Origin of the sequence: Curtobacterium sp. MCBD17_019, from assembly GCF_003234555.1 — a bacterium.
Classification (GTDB): Bacteria; Actinomycetota; Actinomycetes; order Actinomycetales; family Microbacteriaceae; genus Curtobacterium.
The window spans coordinates 172,755-197,964 of the sequence record NZ_QKTT01000001.1 but is presented as its reverse complement, the minus strand read 5'-3'; the positions used below and the strand labels follow the sequence as shown (position 1 = coordinate 197,964).

General features: G+C 73.0%; 26 protein-coding genes. 17 read left to right on the top strand and 9 right to left on the bottom strand.

The genetic code is table 11. The annotated features are described in order from the left end of the window. Positions 1–46 precede the first annotated feature (46 nt). Together DEI82_RS00980 and DEI82_RS00975 are read left to right on the top strand one after the other, a co-directional pair. The gene (locus DEI82_RS00980) at positions 47–850 is read left to right on the top strand and encodes a hypothetical protein (RefSeq protein WP_111035500.1); all 804 of its coding nucleotides are present in this window, start codon (positions 47–49) and stop codon (positions 848–850) included. A gap of 63 nt (positions 851–913) precedes the next feature. Next, positions 914–1,159 carry a DUF3072 domain-containing protein gene (locus DEI82_RS00975; protein WP_111010194.1) on the top strand — a complete coding sequence of 82 codons (246 nt, stop codon included), beginning with the start codon at positions 914–916 and terminating at the stop codon, positions 1,157–1,159. Positions 1,160–1,198: 39 nt separating this feature from the next. Here DEI82_RS00975 and DEI82_RS00970 read toward each other — a convergent pair whose 3' ends face one another. Continuing rightward, the gene (locus DEI82_RS00970; RefSeq protein WP_111035499.1) at positions 1,199–2,458 is read right to left on the bottom strand and encodes an NAD(P)/FAD-dependent oxidoreductase; all 1,260 of its coding nucleotides are present in this window, start codon (positions 2,456–2,458) and stop codon (positions 1,199–1,201) included. 165 nt (positions 2,459–2,623) lie between these two features. Between DEI82_RS00970 and DEI82_RS00965 the strand changes: the two genes are divergently transcribed. Further along, positions 2,624–2,833 carry a DUF3073 domain-containing protein gene (locus DEI82_RS00965; RefSeq protein ID WP_111011543.1) on the top strand — a complete coding sequence of 70 codons (210 nt, stop codon included), beginning with the start codon at positions 2,624–2,626 and terminating at the stop codon, positions 2,831–2,833. A 333-nt stretch (positions 2,834–3,166) separates the two neighbouring features. Here DEI82_RS00965 and purM read toward each other — a convergent pair whose 3' ends face one another. Next, positions 3,167–4,267 carry a phosphoribosylformylglycinamidine cyclo-ligase gene (gene purM, locus DEI82_RS00960; protein ID WP_111035498.1) on the bottom strand — a complete coding sequence of 367 codons (1,101 nt, stop codon included), beginning with the start codon at positions 4,265–4,267 and terminating at the stop codon, positions 3,167–3,169. Between the two features lie 70 nt (positions 4,268–4,337). Between purM and purF the strand changes: the two genes are divergently transcribed. After that, positions 4,338–5,795: an amidophosphoribosyltransferase gene (gene purF, locus DEI82_RS00955; RefSeq protein WP_111011545.1), complete on the top strand. Its 1,458-nt coding sequence runs from the start codon at positions 4,338–4,340 to the stop codon at positions 5,793–5,795. A 144-nt stretch (positions 5,796–5,939) separates the two neighbouring features. Here the strand turns inward: purF and DEI82_RS00950 are convergent, their stop codons facing one another. Continuing rightward, positions 5,940–6,386 (bottom strand): hypothetical protein, encoded by a 447-nt coding sequence (locus DEI82_RS00950; protein ID WP_111027221.1) that lies wholly within the window; start codon positions 6,384–6,386, stop codon positions 5,940–5,942. 87 nt (positions 6,387–6,473) lie between these two features. Between DEI82_RS00950 and DEI82_RS00945 the strand changes: the two genes are divergently transcribed. Continuing rightward, positions 6,474–9,077: a LuxR C-terminal-related transcriptional regulator gene (locus DEI82_RS00945; RefSeq protein ID WP_111035497.1), complete on the top strand. Its 2,604-nt coding sequence runs from the start codon at positions 6,474–6,476 to the stop codon at positions 9,075–9,077. A gap of 237 nt (positions 9,078–9,314) precedes the next feature. On the opposite strand, the gene DEI82_RS00940 is transcribed toward DEI82_RS00945, so the two are convergent. Continuing rightward, positions 9,315–9,680 (bottom strand): sterol carrier family protein, encoded by a 366-nt coding sequence (locus tag DEI82_RS00940; RefSeq protein WP_111011548.1) that lies wholly within the window; start codon positions 9,678–9,680, stop codon positions 9,315–9,317. A gap of 55 nt (positions 9,681–9,735) precedes the next feature. On the opposite strand from DEI82_RS00940, the gene purD reads away from it, so the two are divergent. The 6 genes from purD (at position 9,736) to DEI82_RS00910 (ending at position 14,863) form a co-directional block, all read left to right on the top strand. Continuing rightward, positions 9,736–11,004 carry a phosphoribosylamine--glycine ligase gene (gene purD / locus DEI82_RS00935; protein ID WP_111012430.1) on the top strand — a complete coding sequence of 423 codons (1,269 nt, stop codon included), beginning with the start codon at positions 9,736–9,738 and terminating at the stop codon, positions 11,002–11,004. A 20-nt stretch (positions 11,005–11,024) separates the two neighbouring features. Then, on the top strand, positions 11,025–11,909 hold the full coding sequence (locus tag DEI82_RS00930) for a phosphoribosylaminoimidazolesuccinocarboxamide synthase (RefSeq protein ID WP_111035609.1): 885 nt from the start codon (positions 11,025–11,027) through the stop codon (positions 11,907–11,909). 102 nt (positions 11,910–12,011) lie between these two features. Next, positions 12,012–12,338: a hypothetical protein gene (locus DEI82_RS00925; protein ID WP_111027219.1), complete on the top strand. Its 327-nt coding sequence runs from the start codon at positions 12,012–12,014 to the stop codon at positions 12,336–12,338. A 91-nt stretch (positions 12,339–12,429) separates the two neighbouring features. Next, positions 12,430–13,227 (top strand): SDR family oxidoreductase, encoded by a 798-nt coding sequence (locus DEI82_RS00920; RefSeq protein WP_258371895.1) that lies wholly within the window; start codon positions 12,430–12,432, stop codon positions 13,225–13,227. A 19-nt stretch (positions 13,228–13,246) separates the two neighbouring features. After that, a complete protein-coding gene (locus DEI82_RS00915) occupies positions 13,247–13,813 on the top strand; it encodes a GNAT family N-acetyltransferase (RefSeq protein WP_111035496.1) in 567 nt (188 codons plus the stop codon). Positions 13,814–14,035: 222 nt separating this feature from the next. After that, the gene (locus DEI82_RS00910) at positions 14,036–14,863 is read left to right on the top strand and encodes a cytochrome c oxidase assembly protein (RefSeq protein WP_111012428.1); all 828 of its coding nucleotides are present in this window, start codon (positions 14,036–14,038) and stop codon (positions 14,861–14,863) included. A 124-nt stretch (positions 14,864–14,987) separates the two neighbouring features. Here DEI82_RS00910 and DEI82_RS00905 read toward each other — a convergent pair whose 3' ends face one another. Together DEI82_RS00905 and DEI82_RS00900 are read right to left on the bottom strand one after the other, a co-directional pair. Next, positions 14,988–16,682, bottom strand: a complete 1,695-nt coding sequence (locus DEI82_RS00905; RefSeq protein ID WP_111035495.1) for a DHA2 family efflux MFS transporter permease subunit — start codon at positions 16,680–16,682, stop codon at positions 14,988–14,990. Next, a complete protein-coding gene (locus DEI82_RS00900; RefSeq protein WP_111035494.1) occupies positions 16,679–17,308 on the bottom strand; it encodes a PadR family transcriptional regulator in 630 nt (209 codons plus the stop codon). The genes DEI82_RS00905 and DEI82_RS00900 overlap by 4 nt, the downstream gene beginning before the upstream one ends. Positions 17,309–17,433: 125 nt before the next feature. Here DEI82_RS00900 and DEI82_RS00895 point away from each other — a divergent pair, with 125 nt between their 5' ends. The 4 genes from DEI82_RS00895 to DEI82_RS00880 all read left to right on the top strand — a co-directional run bounded on the left by DEI82_RS00895 (position 17,434) and on the right by DEI82_RS00880 (position 21,890). Next, positions 17,434–17,685, top strand: coding sequence for a phosphoribosylformylglycinamidine synthase subunit PurS (locus tag DEI82_RS00895; protein ID WP_111011554.1), 252 nt, complete (start codon positions 17,434–17,436; stop codon positions 17,683–17,685). Positions 17,686–17,690: 5 nt separating this feature from the next. Further along, on the top strand, positions 17,691–18,386 hold the full coding sequence (gene purQ, locus DEI82_RS00890; RefSeq protein ID WP_111012427.1) for a phosphoribosylformylglycinamidine synthase subunit PurQ: 696 nt from the start codon (positions 17,691–17,693) through the stop codon (positions 18,384–18,386). Between the two features lie 256 nt (positions 18,387–18,642). Continuing rightward, a complete protein-coding gene (gene purL, locus DEI82_RS00885) occupies positions 18,643–20,943 on the top strand; it encodes a phosphoribosylformylglycinamidine synthase subunit PurL (RefSeq protein WP_111035607.1) in 2,301 nt (766 codons plus the stop codon). 2 nt (positions 20,944–20,945) lie between these two features. Continuing rightward, positions 20,946–21,890, top strand: a complete 945-nt coding sequence (locus DEI82_RS00880) for a 2-hydroxyacid dehydrogenase (RefSeq protein ID WP_111035493.1) — start codon at positions 20,946–20,948, stop codon at positions 21,888–21,890. Positions 21,891–22,003: 113 nt separating this feature from the next. Here DEI82_RS00880 and DEI82_RS00875 read toward each other — a convergent pair whose 3' ends face one another. The 3 genes from DEI82_RS00875 to DEI82_RS00865 form a co-directional block, all read right to left on the bottom strand. Further along, complete coding sequence (locus DEI82_RS00875) at positions 22,004–23,119, bottom strand: beta-propeller fold lactonase family protein (RefSeq protein ID WP_111035492.1); 1,116 nt, start codon at positions 23,117–23,119, stop codon at positions 22,004–22,006. Beyond that, positions 23,116–23,478: a chorismate mutase gene (locus tag DEI82_RS00870; RefSeq protein ID WP_111011557.1), complete on the bottom strand. Its 363-nt coding sequence runs from the start codon at positions 23,476–23,478 to the stop codon at positions 23,116–23,118. The genes DEI82_RS00875 and DEI82_RS00870 overlap by 4 nt, the downstream gene beginning before the upstream one ends. Positions 23,479–23,540: 62 nt before the next feature. Further along, positions 23,541–24,212 (bottom strand): haloacid dehalogenase type II, encoded by a 672-nt coding sequence (locus DEI82_RS00865; protein WP_111035491.1) that lies wholly within the window; start codon positions 24,210–24,212, stop codon positions 23,541–23,543. 187 nt (positions 24,213–24,399) lie between these two features. Between DEI82_RS00865 and DEI82_RS00860 the strand changes: the two genes are divergently transcribed. Continuing rightward, entirely contained in the window at positions 24,400–24,687 is a 288-nt protein-coding gene (locus DEI82_RS00860; RefSeq protein WP_111011559.1) for a putative quinol monooxygenase, read from the top strand. A gap of 97 nt (positions 24,688–24,784) precedes the next feature. After that, entirely contained in the window at positions 24,785–25,189 is a 405-nt protein-coding gene (locus DEI82_RS00855) for a DUF1304 domain-containing protein (protein WP_181434616.1), read from the top strand. Positions 25,190–25,210 lie beyond the last annotated feature (21 nt).

The window sequence follows — 25,210 nt, the reverse complement described above, 5'->3', positions numbered from 1 at the left end:
CCCGGACCCGGACCCGGACCCGGACCCGGACGTAGGATGGCCGACCATGACCGACTGGACCACGAGCGCGCCGGAGGCGCTCCGGACCTACGCGACGCTCGACAGCCACGGCGGCAAGGTCTCCAAGCGGGTCGAGGTGCTGACGGACGTGCCGTCCTCGGCCGCTGACGGGCGCCACGACGGCATGGTCGCCGTCCGCGGCCCCTGGCCCACGGGCGCGCTCGACGAACACGCCGAGGACGGCGCCGAACTCGTCCGCGGCACACCGACCGTCGGCTGGGTCGACCCCGCGACGCTCCGCGACTGGTACCGGCCGGACCTGGTGATCGTGCCCCTCTCCGAAGCGCACGGTGCCGGACTGCGCCCCGGGCTCTTCGCGGACACCCGCACGCGCGGTCGCGTCCGCATCGACGACCGGGAGGGTCACGTCGGCCCCGACGGTCGGCCCGCGTTCCGCGCGTTGGCCGGGTCGCCCGGGGACCTCCGGCTCGACGCTCCCCTGCCGCGGGACGAGGTCGTCCGCGTCGTCGAGGTGCGCGACGACGCCCGGACCGAGGACGGTACATCGGCCGTCGCGGTGCTCACCACGCCCGTGTTGCCCGTGCTCGCGCCCGGGGTCTACCCCGACCACGCTGGCGACCGCGCGGGTCTGCCGCCCGCGCCCGCACCCGGGTCGGTCCGTGTCCGTGCCTTCTGGGTCGAGCAGGGCGAGCGGGCCGAGATCGTCCGCCTCGACGCCCCCGCGAACACCATGTGGGTCGACCGCGGCCACCGGGGTCCGGTGCCCGTGGCGGTCTCCGGCGTCGGGCCCGACCTGGTCCGGTACGTCACCGAGGCCGTCGCCGCGTAGGCGTACCCCGCTCGGTCCCGGCCGTCGAGGTGCGTGTCGGGGGTGCGGCGTAGCCTCCCGGGCATGAGCAACGCAGACGACCACGCCGGCGAGACCCTCGGCGGCCCCCGCCCCGACCCCTCGACCACCGCGAGCAAGGACCCGTCGGACTGGGTCACCGGTGACGAGCCGATGACCGGCCCACAGCGCAGCTACCTGGACACGCTCGCGCGTGAGGCCGGTGAGGAACTCCCCGCCGACCTGACCAAGGCCGAGGCGTCCGAGAACATCGACCGGCTGCAGCAGGAGACCGGGCGCGGGCAGGACTGACGCCGCTGACGGTGCCGGTGCTGGTGCCGTGTCTCCGGCTCAGGACGCCCCGCGCTCGAGCCGGGCGAGCACGCGCCGCGCGATGGACCGCCCCGCACGATCGGCCCCGAGCGTCGACGCCTGCGGCCCGTACCCCGCCAGGAACACCCTCGGGTCGCGGATCGCCTGGCCCTCGGCCACCTCGATCCCGCCCGCCGGGGTCCGCAGCCCGAGCGGACCGAGGTGCCGGACGTCCGGCCGGAACCCCGTGGCCCAGATGATCGCGTCGGCGTGGTGGAACGACCCATCGGCGAGCCGCACGCCGTCGGGCTCGATGCGCTCGGGGACCGGGCGCGGGACGAGCACGCCACGATCCAGGCCACTCCGGATCCGCGGTGACACCGGCACGGCCGTCCCGTGGACGATGCTCGGCAGGACCGAACCCGCTCGGGCAGCTGCGTCCTGCTCGGCCACGGCGGCCACGGCGGACTCCACGCCGAGCGTCGACTCGTCCCGCCAGTCGACCGGACGGCGGGTGCACCACGTGACCGAGGCCGCCACGCCGTCGAGCTCGAGCACGAAGCCGATCGCACTCGTGCCGCCGCCGACCACGACCACGTCCTGGCCCCGGAACTCCTCGGCGCTGCGGTAGCCCGTGGTGTCGAGCTGCCGACCGGCGAACCGGTCGCGGCCCGGGTACCACGGCACGAAGGGCGTGCCCCACGTGCCGCTGGCGTTCACGAGCACGGCGGTCCTGAGTTCGCCCGAGGTGCCGTCAGCTGCTCGGAGGGTCGCCACGAGGTCACCCGCCCACCCGCGGTCCCCGCCGCCGTGGTCCCCGCCGACCTGGTCCCCGCCGCCGCGGTCCCCGCCGCCGTCCGCGCCGCCGCCGTCCCCGCCGCCGCCGTCCCCGCCGCCGTCCCGGCCGCCGTCGGCAACACGGACCACCTCCACCGGGCGGTTCACGTGGATCCCGTGGTGCGCTTCGTAGCGGCCGTAGTACTCCGCGACGACGTCCCGGGCAGGACGCTCCGGGTCGGCGTCGGCGAAGTGCAGGCCCATGGCCCCCATGCCCGGCAGGTCGTGCACCCGGTGCGCCGCGCCGAGCCGCAGGGCTTCCCACCGGAACTGCCACGCGCCTCCCGGCCCGGGTGCCCGGTCGACGACGACCACCTCGTGCAGGCCGACGGTGCCCGCGGAGGACGCCGGATCGGCGGTCCGGAGCCCGAGCCGGGCGAGATGGTAGGCGACCGCGAGCCCGGCCTGACCCGCACCGACGACGAGCACGCGCGTGCGTCCGGTCGGCAGGGTGGCGTGCATCCCCTCGATTCTCCTGTGGACGCCCCCCGACGACCATGAGCGGATCGGGGTACATGGTAAAGTGACCGCTAGATTTCGAAACCACGCACCGTTCGGCTGCCCGGGTTCGACCCGAAGAGACGGGCCCGAGCCGGATGCCGGGCCGATCACACGAGGGGGTCACGCATGGGGCGCGGCCGTCAGAAGGCGAAGCACACCAAGGTCGCTCGGGAGCTGAAGTACTTCAGCCCCGAGACGAATTACGGTGCGCTCGAACGCGAGCTGTCCGCAGGGCATGAGTCCTCGGACGACTACGTCGACAAGTGGGCAGATCAGTACGCCGACGATGACGACGAGGTCGAGCAGGAGCAGGACCAGCACGACCGGTCCGCCTGACCTCGTCGTCCGGCCCGGGCGTCGTCCCGGATGGGGATCGGCATCGTCGGGAGCAGCGCCGCGCGGAGGACCGCGCGGCGCTTCGCTGTGTCCGCAGGCTTCGTGCGCGCCGGTCAGCGACCGCGCGCCCCGACGACGAGTGCGCCGTCGCCTGATCGCGCCGTTGTCGCCCGCACGCGCAGTCGGCGCGCGGCCGCAACGGGCGCGCGCCGAGGACACACGGGCGCCGTCGCCCGGGCGCGCAGGTGTCGTCCGGGCGCGCAGCAGCGTGCAGGCCCGATCGCGCAGTGGCGTGGAGGCCCGATCGCGCAGCGGCGTGCAGGCCCGATCGCGTCAGTCCGCGTAGCGTCCGACCAGCCGGACGCCGCCCCCGTCGACGCCCTTGGCGCCCTGCTCGAACCCGGCGAGGTCGTGCTCGGCGGTCGAGACCTCACCGACCTGCCAGGCGGCGAGCCCCGAGGCCCCGAGCGCGGCGACGATCTGCGGGGCGGCGGAACGCGCGACGACGGCGATCATCCCGACGCCGAGGTTCCAGGTGCCCTCGGTCGACTCGACGCTCATGTCGCCCATGTCGGCGAGCACGCGGAAGACCGGGAGGGGCGCCCACGTCGTGCGGTCGACCTCGGCCCAGGCACCGCGCGGCAGGACCCGGGCGAGGTTCGCCGCGATGCCCCCGCCCGTGACGTGGCTCAGCGCGTGCACGGTGCCGGCGAACACGGGGTCGCCGAGCAGGTCGAGCAGCGGCGCGGTGTAGAGCCGGGTCGGCTCGAGCAGGACCTCGCCCACGGTGCCGCCGAGGTCGTCCGAGTGGTCGGTGTATCCGACGCCCCGCGCGGCCAGGACGTGCCGGACGAGGGAGTAGCCGTTCGAGTGCAGGCCGGACGACGCGATCGCGATGACCGCGTCCCCGTCCTGCACGAGCTGCGGGCCGAGGGCCAGGTCGGCCTCGACGACGCCGACGGCGGCACCGGCGACGTCGTAGTCGTCCGGACCGAGCAGCCCGGGGTGCTCCGCGGTCTCGCCGCCGACGAGCGACGTGCCCGTGGCCGAGCAGCCGCGGGCGATCCCGGCGACGATGTCCGCGATGCGACCGGGCACGACCCGGCCGCAGGCGATGTAGTCCGTCATGAACAGCGGCCGCGCGCCGACCACGACGATGTCGTCGACGACCATGCCGACGAGGTCCTGGCCGATCGTGTCGTGCTTGTCGATCGCCTGCGCGATGGCCACCTTGGTGCCCACGCCGTCGGTCGAGGTCGCGAGCAGCGGACGGCTGAAATCCCGCAGGAACGAGACGTCGAAGAGCCCGGCGAACCCACCGACGCCCCCGAGCACGGATGCGGAGTGCGTCGCCGCCACCGCGGTCTTCATGAGCTCGACGGCGAGGTCGCCCGCCGCCGTGTCCACACCGGCCTCGGCGTAGGGATTCGCCATTCGTTCATCCTCCGAGGGCGTGGCAGACTTGTTCGGTACCCCCCACTCTACGGTCTGGAGTCCGCTGCGCATGTGCGGCATCGTCGGTCTCGTCTCCCAGGGACCAGCCAACCAATCCATCTACGACGCACTCCTCCTCCTGCAGCACCGCGGGCAGGACTCGACCGGCATCGCCACCGCCGAGGGGCACGTCTTCCACTCCCACAAGACCCGCGGACACGTGCGCGAGGCCTTCCGCACGCGCGACATGCGCGCACTCCTCGGCACGATGGGCCTCGGCCACGTCCGGTACGCCACGAAGGGTGCCGCGAGCAACGAGGAAGAGGCCCAGCCCTTCTACGTGAACGCCCCCTACGGCATCGTGCTCGTCCACAACGGGAACCTGACGAACACGCGTGAGCTCACGCGCGAGCTGTTCGACATCGACCGCCGGCACCTCAACACGTCGTCGGACACGGAGCTGCTCGTCAACGTCCTGGCGCACGAACTGCAGGCCCAGGTCCGCGGCACCGACCTCGACCCCGACCAGGTGTTCGACGCCGTCGCACGCGTGCACGAGCGGGTCGAGGGCTCCTACGCCGCGATCGCGCTCATCGCCGGGCAGGGCGTCCTGGCCTTCCGCGACCCCTACGGCATCCGGCCGCTCATCCTCGGGCACCGGTTCGACGACGCGGGGTCGAGCGAGTGGATCGTGGCGAGCGAGTCGCTCGTGCTCGAGTCCGGCGGGTACGACATCGTGCGCGACGTCGCCCCGGGCGAGGCCGTGTTCATCTCGGTCGACGGGCAGATGGTCTCGCGCCAGTGCGCCGTCGAGCCGCGTCTGGTCCCCTGCTCGTTCGAGTACGTCTACCTGGCTCGTCCGGACTCGATCATGAACGGCATCTCGGTGTACGAGGCCCGGCTCCGCCTCGGCGAGCGCCTGGCGGACACCGTCGCCAAGTACGCGCCGGCGGGCGACATCGACGTCGTCATGCCGATCCCGGACTCGTCACGGCCCGCGGCGATGCAGGTCGCGCGGAAGCTCGGCATCGAGTACCGCGAGGGCTTTTACAAGAACCGGTACGTCGGCCGCACGTTCATCATGCCGGGGCAGGCGGAGCGCAAGCGATCGGTGCGCCAGAAGCTCAACGCGATGTCGAGCGAGTTCAAGGGCAAGAACATCCTCATCGTCGACGACTCGATCGTCCGGGGCACCACGAGTCGCGAGATCGTCGAGATGGCCCGCGCGGCGGGGGCGAACAACGTGACGTTCACGTCAGCCGCGCCGCCGGTCCGCTACCCGCACGTCTACGGGATCAACATGCCGACCCGCGCGGAGCTCATCGCGCACGGCCGCCGGATCCCGGAGATCAACGCCGTGCTCGGGAGCGACCACCTCATCTACCAGGAGGTCGCGGACATGGAGCAGGCGATCATCGAGGGCTCGGACGTCACCGAACTCGAGATGAGCTGTTTCACGGGCGAGTACGTGACGGGCACCGTCACGCCGGAGTACCTCGCCTGGGTCGAGGCGAACCAGCTCAGCTGACGCCCGACGCACGCGTGCGTGACGGCCGGGAGGCCCGCCTCCCGGCCGTCACGCGTGTCCGGCCCGTCGGACCAGGCGTGGTGCTCGGACCGGAGGGAGGGCGCCCGCGGCGCCCGCGGTCGCACTCAGCGCCCGCGGTCGGGTTCAGCGCCCGCGGTCGTCCTCGACGACGCCGTCGACCGTCTCGGTCGGCGATGTGATGCCGAGGTGCTCGGCGGTCAGCCGTCGGGCCTGCTTCGAGAACCGGTGGTCGAGCACGATCGCGACGATCGCGCCGATGACGCCGCCCGCCGTCACACCGTAGAACGAGAAGTACCCGACGAGACCCCAGAACCCGACGTCGGATCCGCGGCTCGTGCCGGTCGTGGCGACGGAAGCGCCGTCGGCGAGGTGCTGCGTGGCGAGCACGACGAAGAAGGTCACGACGAATCCGAGCAGGCCGCCACCGACGATGAACACGCCGAACTTCGGAGCACGCCGGATCGAGACCTCACGACGCGACGCCACTTCGGACGGGGCGGGGACGGACGCGTCGACGGTCCGCGGTTCGTCGGGGGTCCCGCGGTCTGGGGACGGCTCGGTGGTGCTCACCGGACCATTGTCCCCCACTGTGGGACATCCGCGGCCTGGCCATGGGTCCCCCGGACCGAGGACAATGGGGGACGACGAAGTCCCGACATGCGAGGAGCGACGGCCGTGGTGGAGCCGGAGGACGACACGCGCCGACGGGTTTCCCGTCCCGGTGCCCGTCTGCCGTGGCCACTCGTCCCCCGGCGCGAGGAGGACCGCGCCGTCACCGTGCTCGCCGACGACGGCTGGAGCGTCGCCATCGTCGGCGCGGCGGGACTCGGCAAGAGCGTCGTGGCCGCGCGCGTCACGGACCGCGTGGCGCAGCGCAGCACCGGGGACGTCCGGGTCATCCCGATCACGGCCTCACCGCACGAGACGGCCAAGCCGTTCGCGGCCGCCATCGCCCGGTTCGGGGACCTGCCGGCCGCGGCGCTCACCGACGAGCTCGAGGCCGAGCACACCCTCCGCGTCGCGGCGGACCTCGTCGACCGCGACGTCGTCCTGCGCATCGACGACGCCGACCACCTCGACCCGATCACCGCGCGGTACGTCGCCTGGCTCGTCCGGCACGCGCACGCACGGCTCGTGCTGACGTGCCGCGACTTCACCGGGCTCGAGGAGCCCCTGCGCCGCCTGTGGCAGGACGACCTGCTCGAACGCATCGACCTGACGCCGCTCGACCTCCGCGAGACCGAGCGGCTGCTCGAGCGGGCGCTCTCCGGCCCGCTCGAGCACGCCAGCGTGGAACGGGTGCACCGCGCGACCCGCGGCAACCCCCTGCACCTGCGCGAGGTCGTCCGCGCGGCGGTCGCGTCCGGCGCCCTCGAGCGGACCGCGTCGGGGTGGTACTGGCCCGGGCGGATCACCGCGTCGAACAGCCTGGCGGACATGTACCGATCGGAACTCGCGGGCCTCGAACCGGCCCTCCGGGACGTCGTGGACATCGTGGCGTTGGCGGACCCGATCCCGTTGTCGCGGCTGCTGGCTCTGGTGGACGACGCCGATGTCGACCGCGTCGCGTCGCTCGGTCTCGTGTCCGTCGACTCCGACATGACGGCGGATGGCACCCCGGTGGTCCGGCCCGCCCACCCGCTCGTCGGCGAGGTCGTCCGGTCCCTCGTCCCGGTGGCACGTCGGGCCCGGTTGTTCGCGCGGGCGAACGCGTTCCGCGCTGACCCGGTCGGCGGGGACGCCCCACCGGCCGCGCGCCTCCGTGCCGCGTTGTGGGCGCTCGAGTGCGGCGTCGTGCCGTCGGCCGACCAGCTGCTCGACGCCGCCGGGGTGGCGGTACGGCTGCAGGAGTACGAGAGCGCGACGGCGCTCGCCTCCTCAGCGTTGTCGGCCGACGACACGACGTTGGCGGTGTCGGTGGCCGCGCTGTGCCTCCGAGCGACGGCCCGGACCTACGGGGTCGGGCGTGAGGCCGCGCGCCACGACGCCGAACGTGCCTGGCTGCTCGCCCGCTCCGACCCGACCGCCCTGCCCGGGGACCTGCTCGTCGAGGCCGTGGAGGTCCTGGCGAACCTCCGGCAGTTCCACGACGACGACGTCGACGCCGCGGTCGCCCTGGTCGAGGAGGCCGCGACGCTCGTGGACGACGCGTCCCGGGAGCGTCTCCGGGTCCTCCGGCTGACGCATCTCGGCTGGGGCGGCCGGTTCGCCGAGGTGCTCGCCGAGGTCGAGCGCAGCGGCGTGCTGCACGCGCCCGTGATCCCGTTCGGGTTCCTGGCGATCGCACCGTGCGCCGTGGTGGCACTCGCCACGACCGGCCGGATCGGCGAGGCCCTGCGGCTGTGCCGGACGTCACTCGAGGTCGCCGCCGCGAACATCGAGGTCGCGCCGTGGAGCCTCGGCGAGCTGTACTCGGTGCTGCACCAGGTCCAGCTCTGGGCGGGCGACGTCAGCGGCCTGACGGTGCAGGTCGACCGTCGGTGGAGCCCGTTCTTCAAGTACGACTTCACGCTCGAGCTCCTCGGCGCCGGGAACCAGGCGCTCGCGGAGCGCCGCTGGGACGACGCGATCACCGCGTTCTCCGGCGCGTGCGAGCGGTTCGCGGTGCTCGACCACGGCGGGTTCGCCGGATACGCCTGGGCGAAGCTCGCGTTCGCGCAGGCCGTCGCGGGGCGGACGCGCGAGGCCGTGGTGTCGGCGGAACGCGCCCGTGCGACGCCGCTCCGTGGGATGCGCATCACGGGCGAGGAGATCCCGCTGAGCCTGACGTTCACGGACTCGGTGCTCGGGCGACCTGCCGCGATGGCGGACGCCATGACGATCGCGCAGCGGTCGGAGCGCTCGGGCGCGTGGATGCCGGCGATGCTCGCGCGCAACGTCCAGTTCGTGCTGCTGTTCGCGCAGGGGGCCGACACCCGGGGCGCCCTGGCCCGGCTCCGCGCCGCCGCCGAGCACGTCGAGGGTGCCCTCGCGCCGGCGATCGTCGGCCACGCAGCGGCGCTCGCGAGCGGGGACGAGCGGGTCATCGCCGAGGCACGTGCGACCCTGGCGGCCGCGGGCGTGATGATCCGCGTCGGCCAGAAGGGCCCCCCGTTGACCCGTCGCGAGTACGAGATCGCGGAGCTCGCCGGGCAGGGGCTGAGCAACCGACAGATCGCCGAGCAGCTCGGTCGGAGCGTTCGCACGATCGACGCGCACATCGCGCGGATCTTCGCCAAGTGGGACATCCACTCGCGGTCGGAACTCGTCGATCGACTCTGATCGTCGAGTCCGCCGCACACCACGTGCGCCGTGATCACGGCCATGGCACCCACACGAACGCTGTTCGGGCAGCGTCGTGTGGGTGTCGTCGGGGTCGGGCCCGTTCGGGTCGGGCCCGCCTCCCGGTGGCTCCACCAACGCTAACGAGGGGACCCACCGGTCGGCATCGGTAAGCAGGTACCTAAATCTGTCACCCGCCCGAGGGACACGGGGGACAACCGGACCGATCGAGCGCGGTCAGGCGCGCGGCAGGCGGACCGGGAGGAACGGGGCCAGGTCGGCGCGTGATCCCGACGCCGTCACGCGCGCGGCTCCGACCGCCTCGGCCCAGGAGATCGCCCCCGTGGCGAGGGCGATCCAGGTCGCGGCATCGGTCTCGACCACGTTCGGCGGCGTGCCGCGCGTGTGGCGCGGTCCCGGAACGGCCTGGACGGCTCCGTACGGGGGGACACGGACCTCGACGCTGTTGCCCGGCACGGTGTCGGCGAGTTCCTGGAGCGTCCACCGCACGGCGGTCGCGGTGGACGTGCGATCGGTGGCTCCGCCCTGCACGGCGGCGAGCGCGGCGGCGCCCTCGGCGGCGTCGATGGTCCTGCGGGGCACGGCGTCAGCGTACCGCCCGGGCCGGCGGTCGACCGGCGCTCGGTAGGCTGTGGCCGTGCGCATCCTCGTCCTCGGTTCCGGTGCCCGTGAGCACGCGATCATCGCCGCGCTCCTCGCGGAGGACGCCGGCCACGTCATCACCGCAGCCCCGGGCAACACCGGTATCGCCGCCGACGTCGAGACGGTCGGGCTCGACGCGACGAACCGCGGGCTCGTGACGGAGTACGCGATCGAGAACGGCATCGAACTCGTCGTGATCGGCCCGGAGGCCCCGCTCGTCGAGGGCGTCGCGGACGCGCTCCGGACGCGCGGCATCGCGGTGTTCGGGCCGGGCAAGGCCGCGGCGCGGATCGAGGGCTCCAAGGCGTTCGCCAAGCGGATCATGGCCGAGGCCGGGGTCCCGACGGGCGAGGCCGCCCACGTGGGAACGGCGGACGAGGTCGAGGCCGCCCTGGACCGCCTCGGCGCGCCGTACGTCGTCAAGGCGGACGGGCTGGCGGCCGGCAAGGGCGTGCTCGTGACCGAGGACCGCCAGGCCGCCGTCGAGCACGCGACCTACTGGCTCCAGTACGGCCACGTCGTCATCGAGGAGTTCCTCGACGGCGAGGAGGTCTCGCTCTTCTTCTTCAGCGACGGCCACGACGTGCTGCCGATGACCCCCGCGCAGGACTACAAGCGGCTCGGGGACGGCGACGTCGGGCCGAACACCGGCGGCATGGGGGCGTACTCGCGCCTGCCGTGGCTCGACGAACGCTGGGGCTCCGAGCGGGCCTTCGTCGACGAGGTCACCGAACTCGTGGCGCTGCCGACGGTCCGCCGGCTCGAGCACGAGGGCACCCCGTTCATCGGGCTCCTCTACTGCGGCCTCATCGTCACCGAGCAGGGCGTCCGCGTCATCGAGTTCAACGCGCGGTTCGGCGATCCGGAGACCCAGGTGGTGCTCCCCCGCCTCGTGACGCCGCTCAGCGCGCTCATGCTCGCCGCCGCGACCGGACGGCTCGGCCAGACCCCGCGTCCGGAGTTCGCGCCCGGTGCCGCCGTCACCGTCGTGCTCGCGAGCGAGGGCTACCCCGACAACCCGGTCACCGGTCGGCCGATCACCGGGCTCGACGACGCCGCGGCACTCGAGGGCGTGACGGTCCTGCACGCCGCGACGGGGATGCTCGAGGGACAGCTCATCGCCACGGGCGGCCGGGTGCTCAACGTCGTCGCGATCGGTGACTCGTTCGAGCAGGCGCGGGCCCGGGCCTACGCCGGCCTGTCCCGGATCCACCTCGAGGGCGCGCAGTACCGCACCGACATCGCGGCGCGGGTGGCACGGTGACCGCCGCGGAGACGGGGGGCGTGCGCCCCGCGACCGCAGCGGAGCTCGAGGGCTGGCGGCACGTCGCGACCGGCAAGGTCCGTGACCTGTACGTGCCGGCGAGCGCGGCCTCCCCGGCGACCGCGACCGAGCTCCTGCTCGTCGCGAGCGACCGCGTCAGCGCGTTCGACCACGCGCTCGAACCGCCGATCCCCGGCAAGGGCGAGCTGCTCACGCGGCTGTCGCGGTTCTGGTTCGCGCAGCTCGGGGACGTCCCGAACCACCTGCTCGGCGAGACCCACCAGGGCACGCCCGTACCGGCGGCCGTGGCGGCACGGTCGATGCGCGTCCGGCCGCTCACGATGTTCCCGATCGAGTGCGTCGTGCGTGGGTACCTCGTCGGCAGCGGCTGGGCGGAGTACCAGGAGACCGGGAGCGTGTGCGGCGTCGCCCTGCCCGCGGGGCTGTCGAACGGCGACCGCCTGCCCGAGCCGATCTACACCCCCGCGTACAAGGCCCCGCAGGGCGCCCACGACGAGAACATCACCTACGAGCGGACGGTCGAGCTCGTCGGGCCGGACGTCGCCGCCGCGCTCCGCGACATGTCCCTGCACGTGTACGAGTCCGCGGCCGCGATCGCCCTGCAGCGCGGGGTCGTCATCGCGGACACGAAGTTCGAGTTCGGCCACGACGCCGCCGGGCAGATCCGGATCGCGGACGAGGTCCTGACGAGCGACTCGAGCCGCTACTGGGACGCCGAGGCCCACGAGGGCGGCGACCGCACGGCGTCGTTCGACAAGCAGATCGTGCGGAACTGGCTCACCGAGCACTGGGACGGGCAGGGCACCCCGCCCGTGCTGCCCGACGAGATCGTCGAGCGGACCGCAGCGCGGTACCGGGAGCTCATCGAACGCCTCGGCGCCTGACCCGCAGCACGTCAGCCCGCGGCGCAGCACGGCAGCCCGCCGCGCAGCACGACCGGTCAGGCTCCGAGCACCGGTCCGGGAGGCGCGACGTACGCTGGATCCGTGCCTCGCGTCCTGTGCTCCATCGCCCTGGCCGCAGGCCTCGTCACCGGCCTGGCCGGCTGCTCCGTCCACGACAGCACGGGTCGGGTGAGCGTCGACGTGAGCACCGACGCCGCGCAGGGACACCGCTACAACGTGCAGGTGCTCGACGCCGACGGGCAGCTCGTCGAGCACCAGTCGATGCTCCCCGGGCAGTCGTCCGACTTCGCCGGGGTGCCGCTCGGGCGCATCACGGTCCGCGCGTCGGGGCTCTGCACGCTGCGCACGACGCTGCACGTCGACGAGGTCGTCCACGTCCGGCTCGGCACCGGGGGCTGCCACCGCTGATCTCCGCTCCGGCGTGTGCCGCCCGTCGACGGTCATCAGCGAGGCCATGATGTCCGAGGCGGACGGGACAGCCGACGGGGAGGACGACGACGTGGTCGACCGAGGGACATCAGCGCGACCGGTCGCGCTCGTGACGGGGGTCGGGCGCCGCGCGGGCATCGCGGCGGCGCTCGCGGAACGGCTGGCGGCGGACGGCTGGGACCTCGCCTTCAGCTGGTGGGGTCCGTACGACGAGCGCGTGTACGGCGCACCGGACCCCGAGGGGGTCGACGCGGTGGTCGAGGCCTGCGCCGCTGCCGGTGCCCGAGTGGCGCGCCTCCCGGTCGACCTGGCGGAGGCGGACCAGGCGGCGGGACTCGTGCCCGCGGCGGCGGCGGCGCTCGACGCACCGGTGGCGGCGCTCGTGCTGTCGCACGCCGAGTCGGTCGACTCGTCGATCGCGAGCACGACGGTCGAGGCCTTCGACCGGCACGTCGCGGTGAACGCCCGGGCCACGTTCCTGATGATCCAGGCGTACGCCGAGGCACTGCGGGGCCCGGCCGCCGAGGTCCCGCGGGAGCGGCGCCGGATCGTCGCGCTGACGAGCGACCACACCGCGTTCAACCTGGCGTACGGCATGAGCAAGGGCGCGCTCGACCGGATCGTCCTGGCCGCCGCCAAGGAGCTCGCCGACCTCGGTGTCGCGGCGAACCTCGTGAACCCCGGACCGAACGACACCGGGTGGATGACGCCCGAGGTCGTCGAGATGGTGCTCGGGCGGACCCCCGGCGGTCGACTCGGCACCCCCGCGGACACGGCGGCGCTCGTCGGGTTCCTCTGCTCGCCCGAGGGCGGCTGGGTGAACGGGCAGCTGCTGAAGTCCGACGGCGGGTTCTCGCTCGAGGTCTGAGCCGGGGCAGGATGGAGCGATGACCGAGCCCGCACCCGAGTGGACCGTCGTCCGCGAGGGCGACCTCACCCTCACCGACCACGAGGCCATCGCGGCGATGCTCGCGCAGGCGTTCCCGGACTGGGACCACTGGTACGTCGGCGGGCGGAGCTGGAGCGGGATGCAGCCCGAACGGCGGGTGATCGCGGCCGTGGACGACGTCGTCGTCGCGCACGTCGGGATCCGGCGGATGTTCGTGACCGTCGGCGGACGCGACCAGCTCGTCGGGGCGGTCGGGCTCGTCGGGGTGACCCCGCGCCTCCAGGGCCGGGGGCTCGGTGGCGAGCTCCTGGCGCGGACCGCGGCGGTGCTCGACGAGCTCGCGGTCCCCTTCGGCCTGCTCGGGACGGGTGAGGACCGCGTGCCGTTCTACGGCTCGGCCGGCTGGCGACTGCTCTCCGACACCGCGGGCTGGTACTCGGCCTTCACCGCCGACGGGGCGGGCCTCACCGTCGTCGACGACGAGGGGTGGCTCGTGCTGCCCGTCCGCGCGACGCTCGAGGACTGGCCGGGCGGCGAACTGCACTGGGACGCGCAGCTGGTCTGAGCCGGATGCCGGTCTGCCGCGACGGCACCCGGTGCGGAGCACAGCGGGGCTGAGCCGAATCTCACCGAGGCGGAGCGTGCCGGACGGTCGCCGTGGACCGACAATGGAACCTCCACCGCCGCGGCTCCCGCGCGAGCCGCGGCCCCGCACGCCAGGAGGCACCCCACGCCCACGCCCGCCGTCTTCTGGAGCACCTGGCACCTCGACCCGCTCGCGGCCGTGATGCTCGTCGTCGCTGCGGTGGCGTACGGGCGGTGGCTCGTCATCGCACGTCGCCGCGGACACCAGTGGTCGGCAGCGCGGGTGCTCGGCTTCGTCGCGGCCCTCGTGCTGTTCGCGGTCCTGCAGTTCGGGATCACCGGCGTGTACGACCGGGAACTCCGCTGGGCGTTCGTCCTCCGGCTCGCGCTGCTGCTCATCGCCGTGCCGACCTTCGCCGCGCTCGGCGGCCCGCTCACGCTCGTCCGTCTGGCGGGCTCCGAGCGGAGCGTCCGCGTCGTCGACGGTCTGCTGCACTCGCGGGCGGTCCGGCTGCTCGGCAACGCGATCGTGTCGCCGCTCGTCGCGCTCGCGGTGTTCGCGGTGCTCCTCACCCCGCTCGCGGCGACGATCCGCACGTCGGGCGTGTGGGAGGTCGTCATCACCGTGTTCGTCCCGATGCTCGGGTTCGCGCTCGTCGCGCCGATCTCGGAGCCGGGCGTGCTGCGCTCCACGACGTTCCTCACGGCGGAGTTCCTGCTCGCGTTCGTGGAGCTGCTGCTCGACGCCGTGCCCGGGGTCGTCATGCGGATCACGAACCACGTCATGGACCACGCGGGCGTCGGGCTCGTCGGGCCGTCGTGGGCGCCGTCCGCCCTGCAGGACCAGCACCTGGCGGCGGACCTGCTCTGGTTCATCGCCGAGGTCGGGGACATCCCGATCCTCATCGCGCTGTTCATCCGGTGGCAGCGGACGGACCGCCGCGAGGCCCGCAGCATCGACGAGCTGTCCGACGAGGAGGTCGAGGCCATGACGCGGGAACACCTCGACCGGTTCCGCCGCCAGGCCTGACCCGCCGTCCCCCCTTCCGGGGCCCCCGCTTCCACCGGTTCCCGACACTCCCGCGGTCGGACGACGGCGGCCCCGTCGCCACATGCAGGTGCATGGGACGGCGGGGCCGGGAGGCCGGGCGCGGCTACTCGAGGATGGTCGGCGTCGCGTCCGTGGTCGGGCCGACGGTGGCCGGGACAGCGGTCGCACCGGCCTCCGCCCTGGCGCCAGCCCGCGCCGGAGCACCGGCACCGGCACCGGCACCGGCACCGGCACCGGCACCGGCACCGGCACCGGCACCGACCGGAGTACCAGCCGCCGCGGCAGGGGCACCGGCCTGCGCCGAGGCACCCGCACCCGCCGCCGGACGACCGGCCCCGCCCCACGCGGCCGCCTTCGGCTTCGCGAAGAACAGCGCGGCGACGATCGCCACGATCAGCACGGCCGCGGGGAGCACGAGCGCCTGCCCCATCGCGGTGCTGAACGGCAGCTTGAGGAACGACGGGAGCACCCCGATCGCGGAGGAGGCGCTGCCGGAGTTCCCCGCGCCTCCCGAGTGGGGGAACTCGGCGGAGATCCGCGACTCCATGAGCGCGGCGATGCCGGCGGAACCGAGCACGGCGCCGATCTGCCGTGTCGTGTTGTACACACCCGAGCCGGCGCCGGCGAGACGCGGCGGCAGGTTCCGAGTCGCGGTGACGGACAGCGGCCCCCACATGCAGGCGTTGCCGAGGCCGAGCAGCAGCGCGGGGAGCAGGATCCAACCCCAGGCCGCGTTGCCGGCGATGAGGGAGCCGATCCAGAACAGCCCGGCCGAGGTGCAGGCGAGCCCGAACGCCCCGATCCACTTCGGGTTGACGCGGTGCATGTTGCGCCCGACGAACGGCGCGAGCCCCGCGGAGAGCACGGCCATGGGCGTGAGGAGGAGCGCGGCCTGCGTCGGCGAGAACGCCGTGACGTCCTGCGCCCAGAGCGTCACCGGCAGCGCGAAGGACGAGATCGAGACGCCGACGGCCGTGATGGCCAGGTTGGCGAGCGAGAAGTTGCGGTCCGCGAACAAGCCGAGCGGGAGGAGCGGCTCACCCTTCTGCACGCCCTGCCACACCACGAACGCGGCGAGCACGACGATGCCGGCGATGATGAGCGACCAGACGGAGATCGGGCCCGTGATGGTGCCCCAGTCGTAGGTCCCGCCCTCCTGGATGCCGAAGACGAGCAGGAACAGCCCGGCGGCGCTGAGCACGATGCCGAGGACGTCGAACGAGTGCGCGTGCGTGTCGAACGTCGGGACGAGCCGCTGCGCGAGCACGAAGGCGACGACGCCGACGGGCACGTTCACGAAGAAGATCCACTGCCAGCCGAGGCCGTCGACGAGCAGGCCGCCCGCGATCGGTCCGACGAGGGTCGCGACGCCGGCCGTGGCACCCCAGAGGCCCATGGCGGCACCACGGCGCTCGGGCGGGAACATCCGCGTGATAGTCGCCATGGTCTGCGGGGTCATCATCGCGGCACCGAGGCCCTGCACGACGCGGGCGACGATGAGCATGCCGATCGAGCCGGACAGCCCGCACCAGAGACTGGACAGGGTGAAGACGACGAGCCCGATCTGGTACATCGTCTTCGGGCCGAAGCGGTCACCGAGGCGACCGGTGATGAGGAGCGGCACGGCGTACGCGAGCAGGTAGGCGCTCGTCACCCAGATGACGGAGTCGATGTCGGCGTCGAGCTTCCGCTCGATGGTGGGGGTCGCGACGGACACGATGGTCGAGTCGACGAGGATCATGAAGAAGCCGATGACGAGGGCCCAGAGGGCCGGCCAGGGCTTGCGTTCGGTGGTCATGCGTTCGGTTCTGCTTCCTTCTGGTGGTCAGTCGCGTGGTACGCGAGGGCGTCGGGGTGGTCGTCCGCGCCCTCCCAGTCGAGGTCGCCCGTGGTGAGGCGGTCGACGACCTGCTCGACCGCCGCGAGTTCGGCGGCGAGCACGGTGCGCTGGTACGCCAGGTCGAGCCAGTAGCGCTCGGGGAGGTGCTTCGAGGTGACGCTCTCGTACGCCTCGTCGAGGAAGGCCGTCCGTTCCCGGAGCGCGGCGATCCGCGTGCCGAGGGTGTCGAGGACCTCGACGCGGGGCAGGTTGTGCGCCTCGGCGATGGCGAGCGGGAACTCGGGGTACTCCTCGGCCGGGGTCGCGAGCATCGTCAGGAGCTGCTCGCGGAGCACCGCCCGCCCCTGCTCCGTGATGGCGTAGGTGGTGCGCTCGGGTCGGTTGCCCTCGCGGTCCGTGCCCTGCTCGACCAGGTAGCCGAGCTGCGTCAGCCGCCCGACCTGGTGGTAGAGCGTGCCCGGTCGCACCTTGACGTTCCGGTCCTCCTTCCGGAGCACCATCGTCTGGAACATCTCGTACGGGTGCATGGGGCGCTCGGCGAGCAGCGCGAGCGCGGCGAACGCGAGCGGTGTCATGTCCGGCATGGAGGGCCTCCCGTCCTGGTTGTCCGACGTCGACTATTCGACGTGGAATATACGCCTTGGAACAACCGGACGCAAGGGTAGACTCGGCTGGTCCCTTCCCCCCGACCCCTGTTGGAGTTGACAAGGTGCCCACGATCGTCGTCGAGGTCATGCCGAAGGCAGAGATCCTCGACCCCCAGGGGAAGGCCGTGGGCGGCGCCCTGGCCCGCCTCGGCAAGTCCGACCTCACGAACGTCCGCATCGGCAAGCGGTTCGAGGTGTCCGTCGACGGGCCCGTCGACGACGCCAAGCTCGACGAGGTCCGCGGGATCGCTGCCGACGTCTTCTCGAACGCCGTGATCGAGGACGTCGTCTCCGTCCACGTCGAGGGCGAGTGACCCCGGTGCGCATCGGCGTCATCACGTTCCCCGGATCGCTGGACGACCGCGACGCCCAGCGCGCCGTCCGCCTGGCCGGTGCCGAGCCGGTCGCGCTCTGGCACGGCGACCACGACCTCCAGGGCGTCGACGGCATCGTGCTGCCCGGCGGGTTCTCGTACGGGGACTACCTGCGCGCCGGTGCGATCGCCGCGAAGGCGCCGATCATGGCCGAGGTCATCGACGCCGCCGACAAGGGGATGCCGGTGCTCGGCATCTGCAACGGGTTCCAGATGCTCGCGGAGGCCCGGCTCGTCCCCGGCGCGCACACCCGGAACGCGCACCAGCAGTTCATCCGGCGCGACCAGAAGCTGCGCGTCGAGAACGCCGAGACCGCGTGGACGAGCGGGTTCGCGCCCGAGCAGGAGATCACCATCCCGCTCAAGAACGCCGACGGCCGGTTCGTCGCCGACAGCGAGACGATCAAGCGCATCGAGGGCGAGGGGCAGGTCGTCTTCCGGTACGTCGGGGTCAACCCGAACGGCTCCATCGACGACATCGCCGGCGTCTCGAACGAGCGCGGGAACGTCGTCGGGCTCATGCCCCACCCCGAGCACGCCACCGAGCCCGGGTTCGGGCCGGACACCCCCGCCGCGATGTCCTCGGGCACCGACGGCCTCACCTTCTTCACCTCGGTCATCGAGTCGACGCTCGTCCGGTGACGAGCACCCCCGCTCGTCACACGGCGAGCACCGACGTGACCACCCGGCGCCGAACCGTCGACGCCCGCGACCAGGAGCCTCCGCAGCCGTGACCGACGCCCAGCAGTCCGACGCCCACGCGCAGTTCGCGCCCGAGCCCGCCACGACCGCGCCGGGCGCCCCGGTCGCCGAGGCGCCGACGATCCCCGGGCCCGCTCCCGCTGGCGCCGCTGGCGGTCCGTCCGCGGGCGGCCGAGGGGTCCCGGCTCCCGACACCGTGCAGGACGCCGCCGCGACGCCCGACAAGGAGCAGCCGTACGAGGCCCTCGGGCTCACGGCCGACGAGTACGCGCGCATCCGCGAGATCCTCGGCCGCCGCCCCACCTCGGGCGAGCTCGCCATGTACTCGGTGATGTGGAGCGAGCACTGCTCGTACAAGTCGTCGAAGAACTACCTGCGGCAGTTCGGCCGGAAGGTCACGCCGGAGATGACCAAGCGGCTCATGGTCGGCATGGGCGAGAACGCCGGCGTCGTCGACGTCGGCAACGGCTACGCCGTCACGTTCAAGGTCGAGTCCCACAACCACCCGTCCTACGTCGAGCCGTACCAGGGCGCGGCCACGGGCGTCGGCGGCATCGTCCGCGACATCATCTCGATGGGGGCCCGCCCGGTGGCGGTCATGGACCAGCTCCGGTTCGGCGCCATCGACGCCGAGGACACCGCGCGCGTCGTGCACGGCGTCGTCGGGGGCATCTCGTTCTACGGCAACTGCCTGGGCCTGCCGAACATCGGCGGCGAGACCTACTTCGACCCGATCTACCAGGGGAACCCCCTGGTGAACGCGCTCGCGGTCGGGGTCCTCAAGCACGAGGACCTGCACCTGGCGAACGCGTCGGGCACCGGCAACAAGATCGTCCTGTTCGGCGCCCGGACGGGAGGCGACGGCATCGGTGGCGCGTCGATCCTCGCCTCCGACACGTTCACCGAGGGCGGCCCGACCAAGCGTCCGGCGGTCCAGGTCGGCGACCCGTTCGCCGAGAAGGTCCTGATCGAGTGCTGCCTCGAGCTGTTCCGAGCTGACCTCGTCGAGGGCATCCAGGACCTCGGCGCGGCCGGCATCTCGTGCGCGACCTCGGAGCTCGCCTCGAACGGCGACGGCGGCATGCACATCTCGCTCGACGACGTGCTGCTCCGCGACCCCACGCTCACGGCCGAGGAGATCCTCATGTCGGAGAGCCAGGAGCGCATGATGGCCGTCGTCCGGCCGGACAAGCTCGACGCGTTCCTCGCGGTCACCGCCAAGTGGGACGTCGAGACGAGCGTCCTCGGCGAGGTCACCGGCACCGGCCGCCTGGTCATCGACTGGCAGGGGCAGGAGATCGTCAACGTCGACCCCCGCACCGTCGCGGTCGACGGCCCCGTGTACGACCGGCCCGTCGCCTACCCGACCTGGATCGACGCGGTGCAAGAGGACAGCGCGGCCTCGCTCGACCGTCCGTTCGAGGGCGAGGACCTCCGCACCCAGTTCCTGCAGGTGCTCGGCTCGCCGAACATGGCGGACAAGCGCTGGGTGACGAACCAGTACGACACGTACGTCCTCGGGAACACGGCCCTGTCGTTCCCCGACGACGGCGGCATGATCCGCGTCGACGAGGAGACCGGCCTCGGTGTGGCGATCGCCACGGACGCCAACGGCCGCTACTGCTACCTCGACCCCAAGGAGGGCGCCCGTCTCGCCCTCGCCGAGGCCTACCGCAACGTCGCGACGACGGGTGCGGTGCCCGCTGCGGTGACCGACTGCCTGAACTTCGGCTCCCCGGAGAACCCCGAGGTGATGTGGCAGTTCTCGCAGGCGGTCGAGGGCCTCGCCGACGGCTGCATGGAGCTCGGGATCCCCGTCACGGGCGGCAACGTGTCGTTCTACAACCAGACCGGCACGACGCCGATCCACCCGACCCCCGTGGTCGGTGTCCTCGGGATCATCGACGACGTCGCCAAGCGGGTGCCGTCGGGCTGGCAGGACGACGGCCACAACGTCTACCTGCTCGGACGGACCTCGCTCGAGCTCGACGGCTCGGCCTGGGCCGGCACCGTGCACGGGCACCTCGGCGGGCGTCCGCCGGCGGTCGACCTCGACCAGGAGAAGGCCCTCGCGGACCTCCTGCACGCCGCGGCCGACGAGCAGCTGCTGACGAGCGCGCACGACCTCGCCGACGGCGGGCTCGCGCAGTCGCTCGCGGAGTCCGTGCTGCGGTTCGGCATCGGCGCGCGCGTCGTGCTCGACGAGCTCGAGGACCGCGACGGCATCGACCTCGCCACCGCGCTGTTCTCGGAGTCGACCGGCCGCGTGCTCGTCACCGTCCGGCGCGAGGACGACGTCCGGTTCCAGGGACTCTGCGACGGCCGCGGGTACCCGGTGCTCCGCATCGGCGTGACCGACGCGGAGTCGCAGGCGCTCGAGCTCCAGGGCGCCTTCACCGTGCCGCTCGCCGAGCTCCGTCGGACCCACGGCAGCACGCTGCCCGAGCGGTTCGGTGCCGTGGTCGAGGAGACCGTCACCGAGGGGACGCTCGGCTGACGATGGCGGTCGTCACCCTGCCGACCGCGGAGATGCTCGACCTGTTCGGGCCCGCGCCCGACGGCGTCACGTTCGAGGTGTGGGACATCGAGTCGCCCCACCCCCGGCCGTCCTCCGTCACCGGCGTGCTCATCCCGGCGTACTTCCGCGGCGGTCACCGCTGGCAGTACGTGCACGACCTGCCCGGGCTCGAGCTCCTGCAGCTCCCGAGCGCGGGGTACGAGTGGGCGCTCCCCCACGTGCCCGGACACGCCACGCTCGCGAACGGCCGCGGGATCCACGACGACGAGACCGCCGAACTCGCCGTCGGCCTGGCGTTGACCTCGCTCCGGAACCTCGACGTGCACACGCTCGAGCGCACCCGGCAGGAGTGGACCGTTCGGCTCGGGCGCTCGCTCGCGGAACGGCGGGTGCTCGTGGTCGGGTACGGCTCCATCGGCCGCGAGATCGCCGCGCGGTTCGAGGCGTTCAAGTCCCACGTCACCGTCGTGGCCCGCACCGCGCGCGAGCAGGACGGCCGGCAGGTGCACGCGTTCACCGAGCTCCCGACGCTCGTGGCGACGGCCGACGTGGTCGTGCTCATCACCCCGCTCACCGACACGACGGCCGGGCTGATGTCCGCCGAACTGCTCGCCGCCATGCCCGACGGCGCCCTGCTCGTCAACGTCGCCCGCGGTGGGGTCGTCGACACCGGGGCGCTCGTGGCCGAGCTGTCGTCCGGGCGCCTGTCCGCGGCGCTCGACGTCACCGACCCGGAGCCCCTGCCCGCGGGGCACCCGCTCTGGACGACGCCGAACACCGTGTTGACGCCGCACGTCGGAGGGAACACGGGTCTGAGCGTGCCGCGGACGGTGGACCTCATGCGGCGGCAGGTGGCGGCTCTGGCGGCCGGGCGGCCGCTCGTGAACGTGGTCCAGCCCGAGGGGGCGGGCTCCCCCACGGCCTGACCCCGCCCACCGATCCCGTTCCGCCTGTCTTCGACGGTCCGGGCGTGGCCTGTGGACACGGCACCCGCGGACACGGCGCCCGCGGACACGGCGCCCCGGGCCCGACCCTCGGCTCAGGCGATGGGCACGATGCAGGTCGGGGTCCCAACGGGGACGACCGCGACGGGGACACCCGGGATGCCGTCCTGGTCGAGCGGCAGGACCGCGACGCCGTCGGACCGCTCGTTCGCGACGAGGAGGAACCCGCCGACGCGGGCGAAGTGCCGCGGCCACGATCCACCGCACGGGACCTCCGCCAGGCGTCGCAGCCCCTGCGCGGCATCGAGCACGCGGATGGTGTCGCGCCCGCGAGCCGCCACGTACACGCGACCGGTGTCGTCGACCTCGATGTGGGACAGCAGCGTCTCGCCGACGGGCCCGTCGAACGCGGGGGCGCTCTCGACGTCGTGCAGGACGCCGTCGGCATCGGCCTGGAGGCGGTGCACTCGTCCGTCGAGCTCCCCGCTGACGAGCAGGCGGTCGCCCCACCACGCCATGTGCCGGGGCCCCGTCCCGGCGGGCAGGGCGTGTTGACGGACGTGGTCGATGACGGGGGCGCCGTCATCGTCGACACCGATGCGGTACTCGTGGATCGCGTCCCCGCCGAGGTCCGAGACCAGGACGGTGCCGTTGCGGCCCGGGACGACCTGGTGCGCGTGCGGCTGCTCCTGCCGCGTCACGACCGGCCCCGAGCCGTGCGGGAGGTCGGTGCCGGTCGTCGAGAGGACCGGGGCTCCGGCCCGGGTCTCCGCGCCGTGCTCGTACGCGACGGTCCCGTCGTGGAGGACCGACTCGGCGTGCACGTCCGCTGGTTCGAGTGCGACCGCACCGACGCTGCCCGAGGAGTAGTTCGCGAGCAGCAGGACGCCGGACGGATCGACGTGCGCGTGGCAGGGGTCTGCACCGTGGCTCGGGGCATCCCAACGGTGCTCGAGGGTGGCGTCGTGACGGCGGAACGCATGCACGCTGCCCTCCGCCGCTTCGGACACGGCGAACACGCTGTCGCCGGACTGCACGAGGAACGAGGGGTTGTCGACGACGGCGATGGTCCGCGCCGCCAAGTCACCCGCGGTGTCCGCCTCGACCAGGGAGATCCCCGTCGCGTTCCCACCCCGGGATGCCGTGTACCCGCCGACGAGGAACCGCAGCGCGGCGAGTCCCTGCCCCGCCCCGTCCGCGGTGTCCGTCACTCGTCGCCCACCGCGATGCGCTCGTGGTGGTGGATCACCTCGGCGATGATGAAGTTGAGGAACTTCTCGGCGAAGGCGGGGTCGAGGTGCGACTCCGCCGCGAGCGACCGCAGCCGCGCGACCTGGACCTGCTCGCGCTCCGGGTCCGCTGGCGGCATACCGGCCGCGGCCTTCAGGTACCCCACCCGCTGCGTGTACTTGAACCGCTCCGCGAGCATGTGCACGACGGCCGCGTCGATGTTGTCGATGCTCTGCCGGATCGCCGCGAGCTCGTCGACCGCGGAGCGCTCGTACGGCGAGGCCGAGCGGGTTCCTCGGGTGTCGGTGGTGGTCCCGGAGGGCTGATCGGCGGCGGTCATGCGACGAGCCTAACGGCGGCCACCACCACGGGTCGCTGTGTGACAGCGGCTGTGGAGAGCACTCACATGTGGATCACGCCTGCGAGCTCGACGAGGGACGGCACGGCGAACTCGGCGCGTTCGAACACCGCCGGCCAGGGCGCTCCGGTGCGGTCGACGAACGCCGTCCGGAGCCCGGCCCGCCGAGCACCGTGCAGGTCCCAGGGGTGCACCGCGGCGAGCACGGCGTCGCCCGGTTCGACCCCGAGCGACGCGAGCCCCCGCCGGTAGGCGTCCGGGTGGGGCTTCATGACGCCCGTGTCCTCGACGCCGATGTGCCGCTCGACCAGGTCCGCGACCCCGGCTCGCTCGACCAGTGCCCGTGCGTTGGCTCCCGCCCCGTTCGACAGCGTCACGATCCGGTGCCCGGCTGCGGCGAGCGCGGTGATCCCCGCTGCGACGTCGTCGTGCGGCGGGAGCTCGGCGAACGCTCCGAGGATCGCGTCAGCCGCATCCGCCGGCTCGTCGAGCAGACCCTCGACGTGTGCCAGGAGCCCGAGCAGCACGGGGCGTCCGACCTCGGCGAACGAACGGGACTCGCCCACCATCGTCAGGGCGAAGCCGTCGCGCAGGGTGGCGGCGAACCAGGTCTGCGCGAGGACACCGGCAGCCCCCTCGGCCTCGAAGGCCGGGGTGAGCGCCGACAGGTCGGAGAGGGTCTCGTTGACGTCGAGCACGATGACGGGTCGGTCCATGTCGGTGACGCTACGCGCCAGGACGGGCGCGCCGGGGCCTCCCGGCTGACCGTGGGGACGACGGCGGTGCGGTCGGCGCTGTGGAGGGGAGGATGCCGGACACGGCCCTCCTGCCCGCCTAGGCTCGGCAGCGCCCGGCGTCGGCCGGGACCGGCGCGGGCCGGGAGGCACGGGAACGGAGTCGAGGATGGCAACGATCGTCAGCGCCACGTGGATCGCGATCGAGGGACACGAGGGGACCGTCGCCGAGTCCCTGCAGAGCCTCGTGGAGGCCACGCACGCGGAGCCGGGCAACCTCGTGTACGAGGTCTACGTCGACGACGCCGAGCCGCGCGTGTTCCGGATCTTCGAGAAGTACGTCGACGACGACGCGTTCCAGGCACACATCGACTCGCCCCACTTCTCGGAGTACGGCACGCTGGGAGCGATCCCCCATCTGGAGGGCCGGGAGCGGCGGACGTTCCGCGCACTCTGATCGGGGGTTCCCCCACACACCCCGCTGACACCACCGCCGTCCACACCACTCCTGGGCGTGGTCTGGGCAGCTCCCCGCTCCTGGGACAATGGTTCCCATGTCGATCGTGCTCGGGATCTCGTGTGTGTTCGCCGTCCTCGCCGGACTGGTGCACGTCTACATCTTCTTCCTCGAATCCGTCGCCTGGACGAGCCCGCGCACGCGTCAGGTGTTCGGCATCGCGGACGAGGCCGAGGCGCGATCGACCCGGACACTGGCGTTCAACCAGGGCTTCTACAACCTCTTCCTGGCGATCGGGGCGGTGCTCGGGGTCGTCCTCGTCGTCACGGGCAGCAGCGCGACCGGGTGGGCTCTCGTCGTCTTCGCGTGCGCGTGCATGGTCGGCGCATCGGTGATCCTCGGGGCCACCGGTCGCCGCTACCGCAACTCCGCGCTGGTGCAGGGGTCGTTCCCGCTGATCGCGCTCGTGTTCGCGTTCATCGGGTCGTTCTTCGCGTCCTGAGCCGCGCCTCCCGGCCGCACC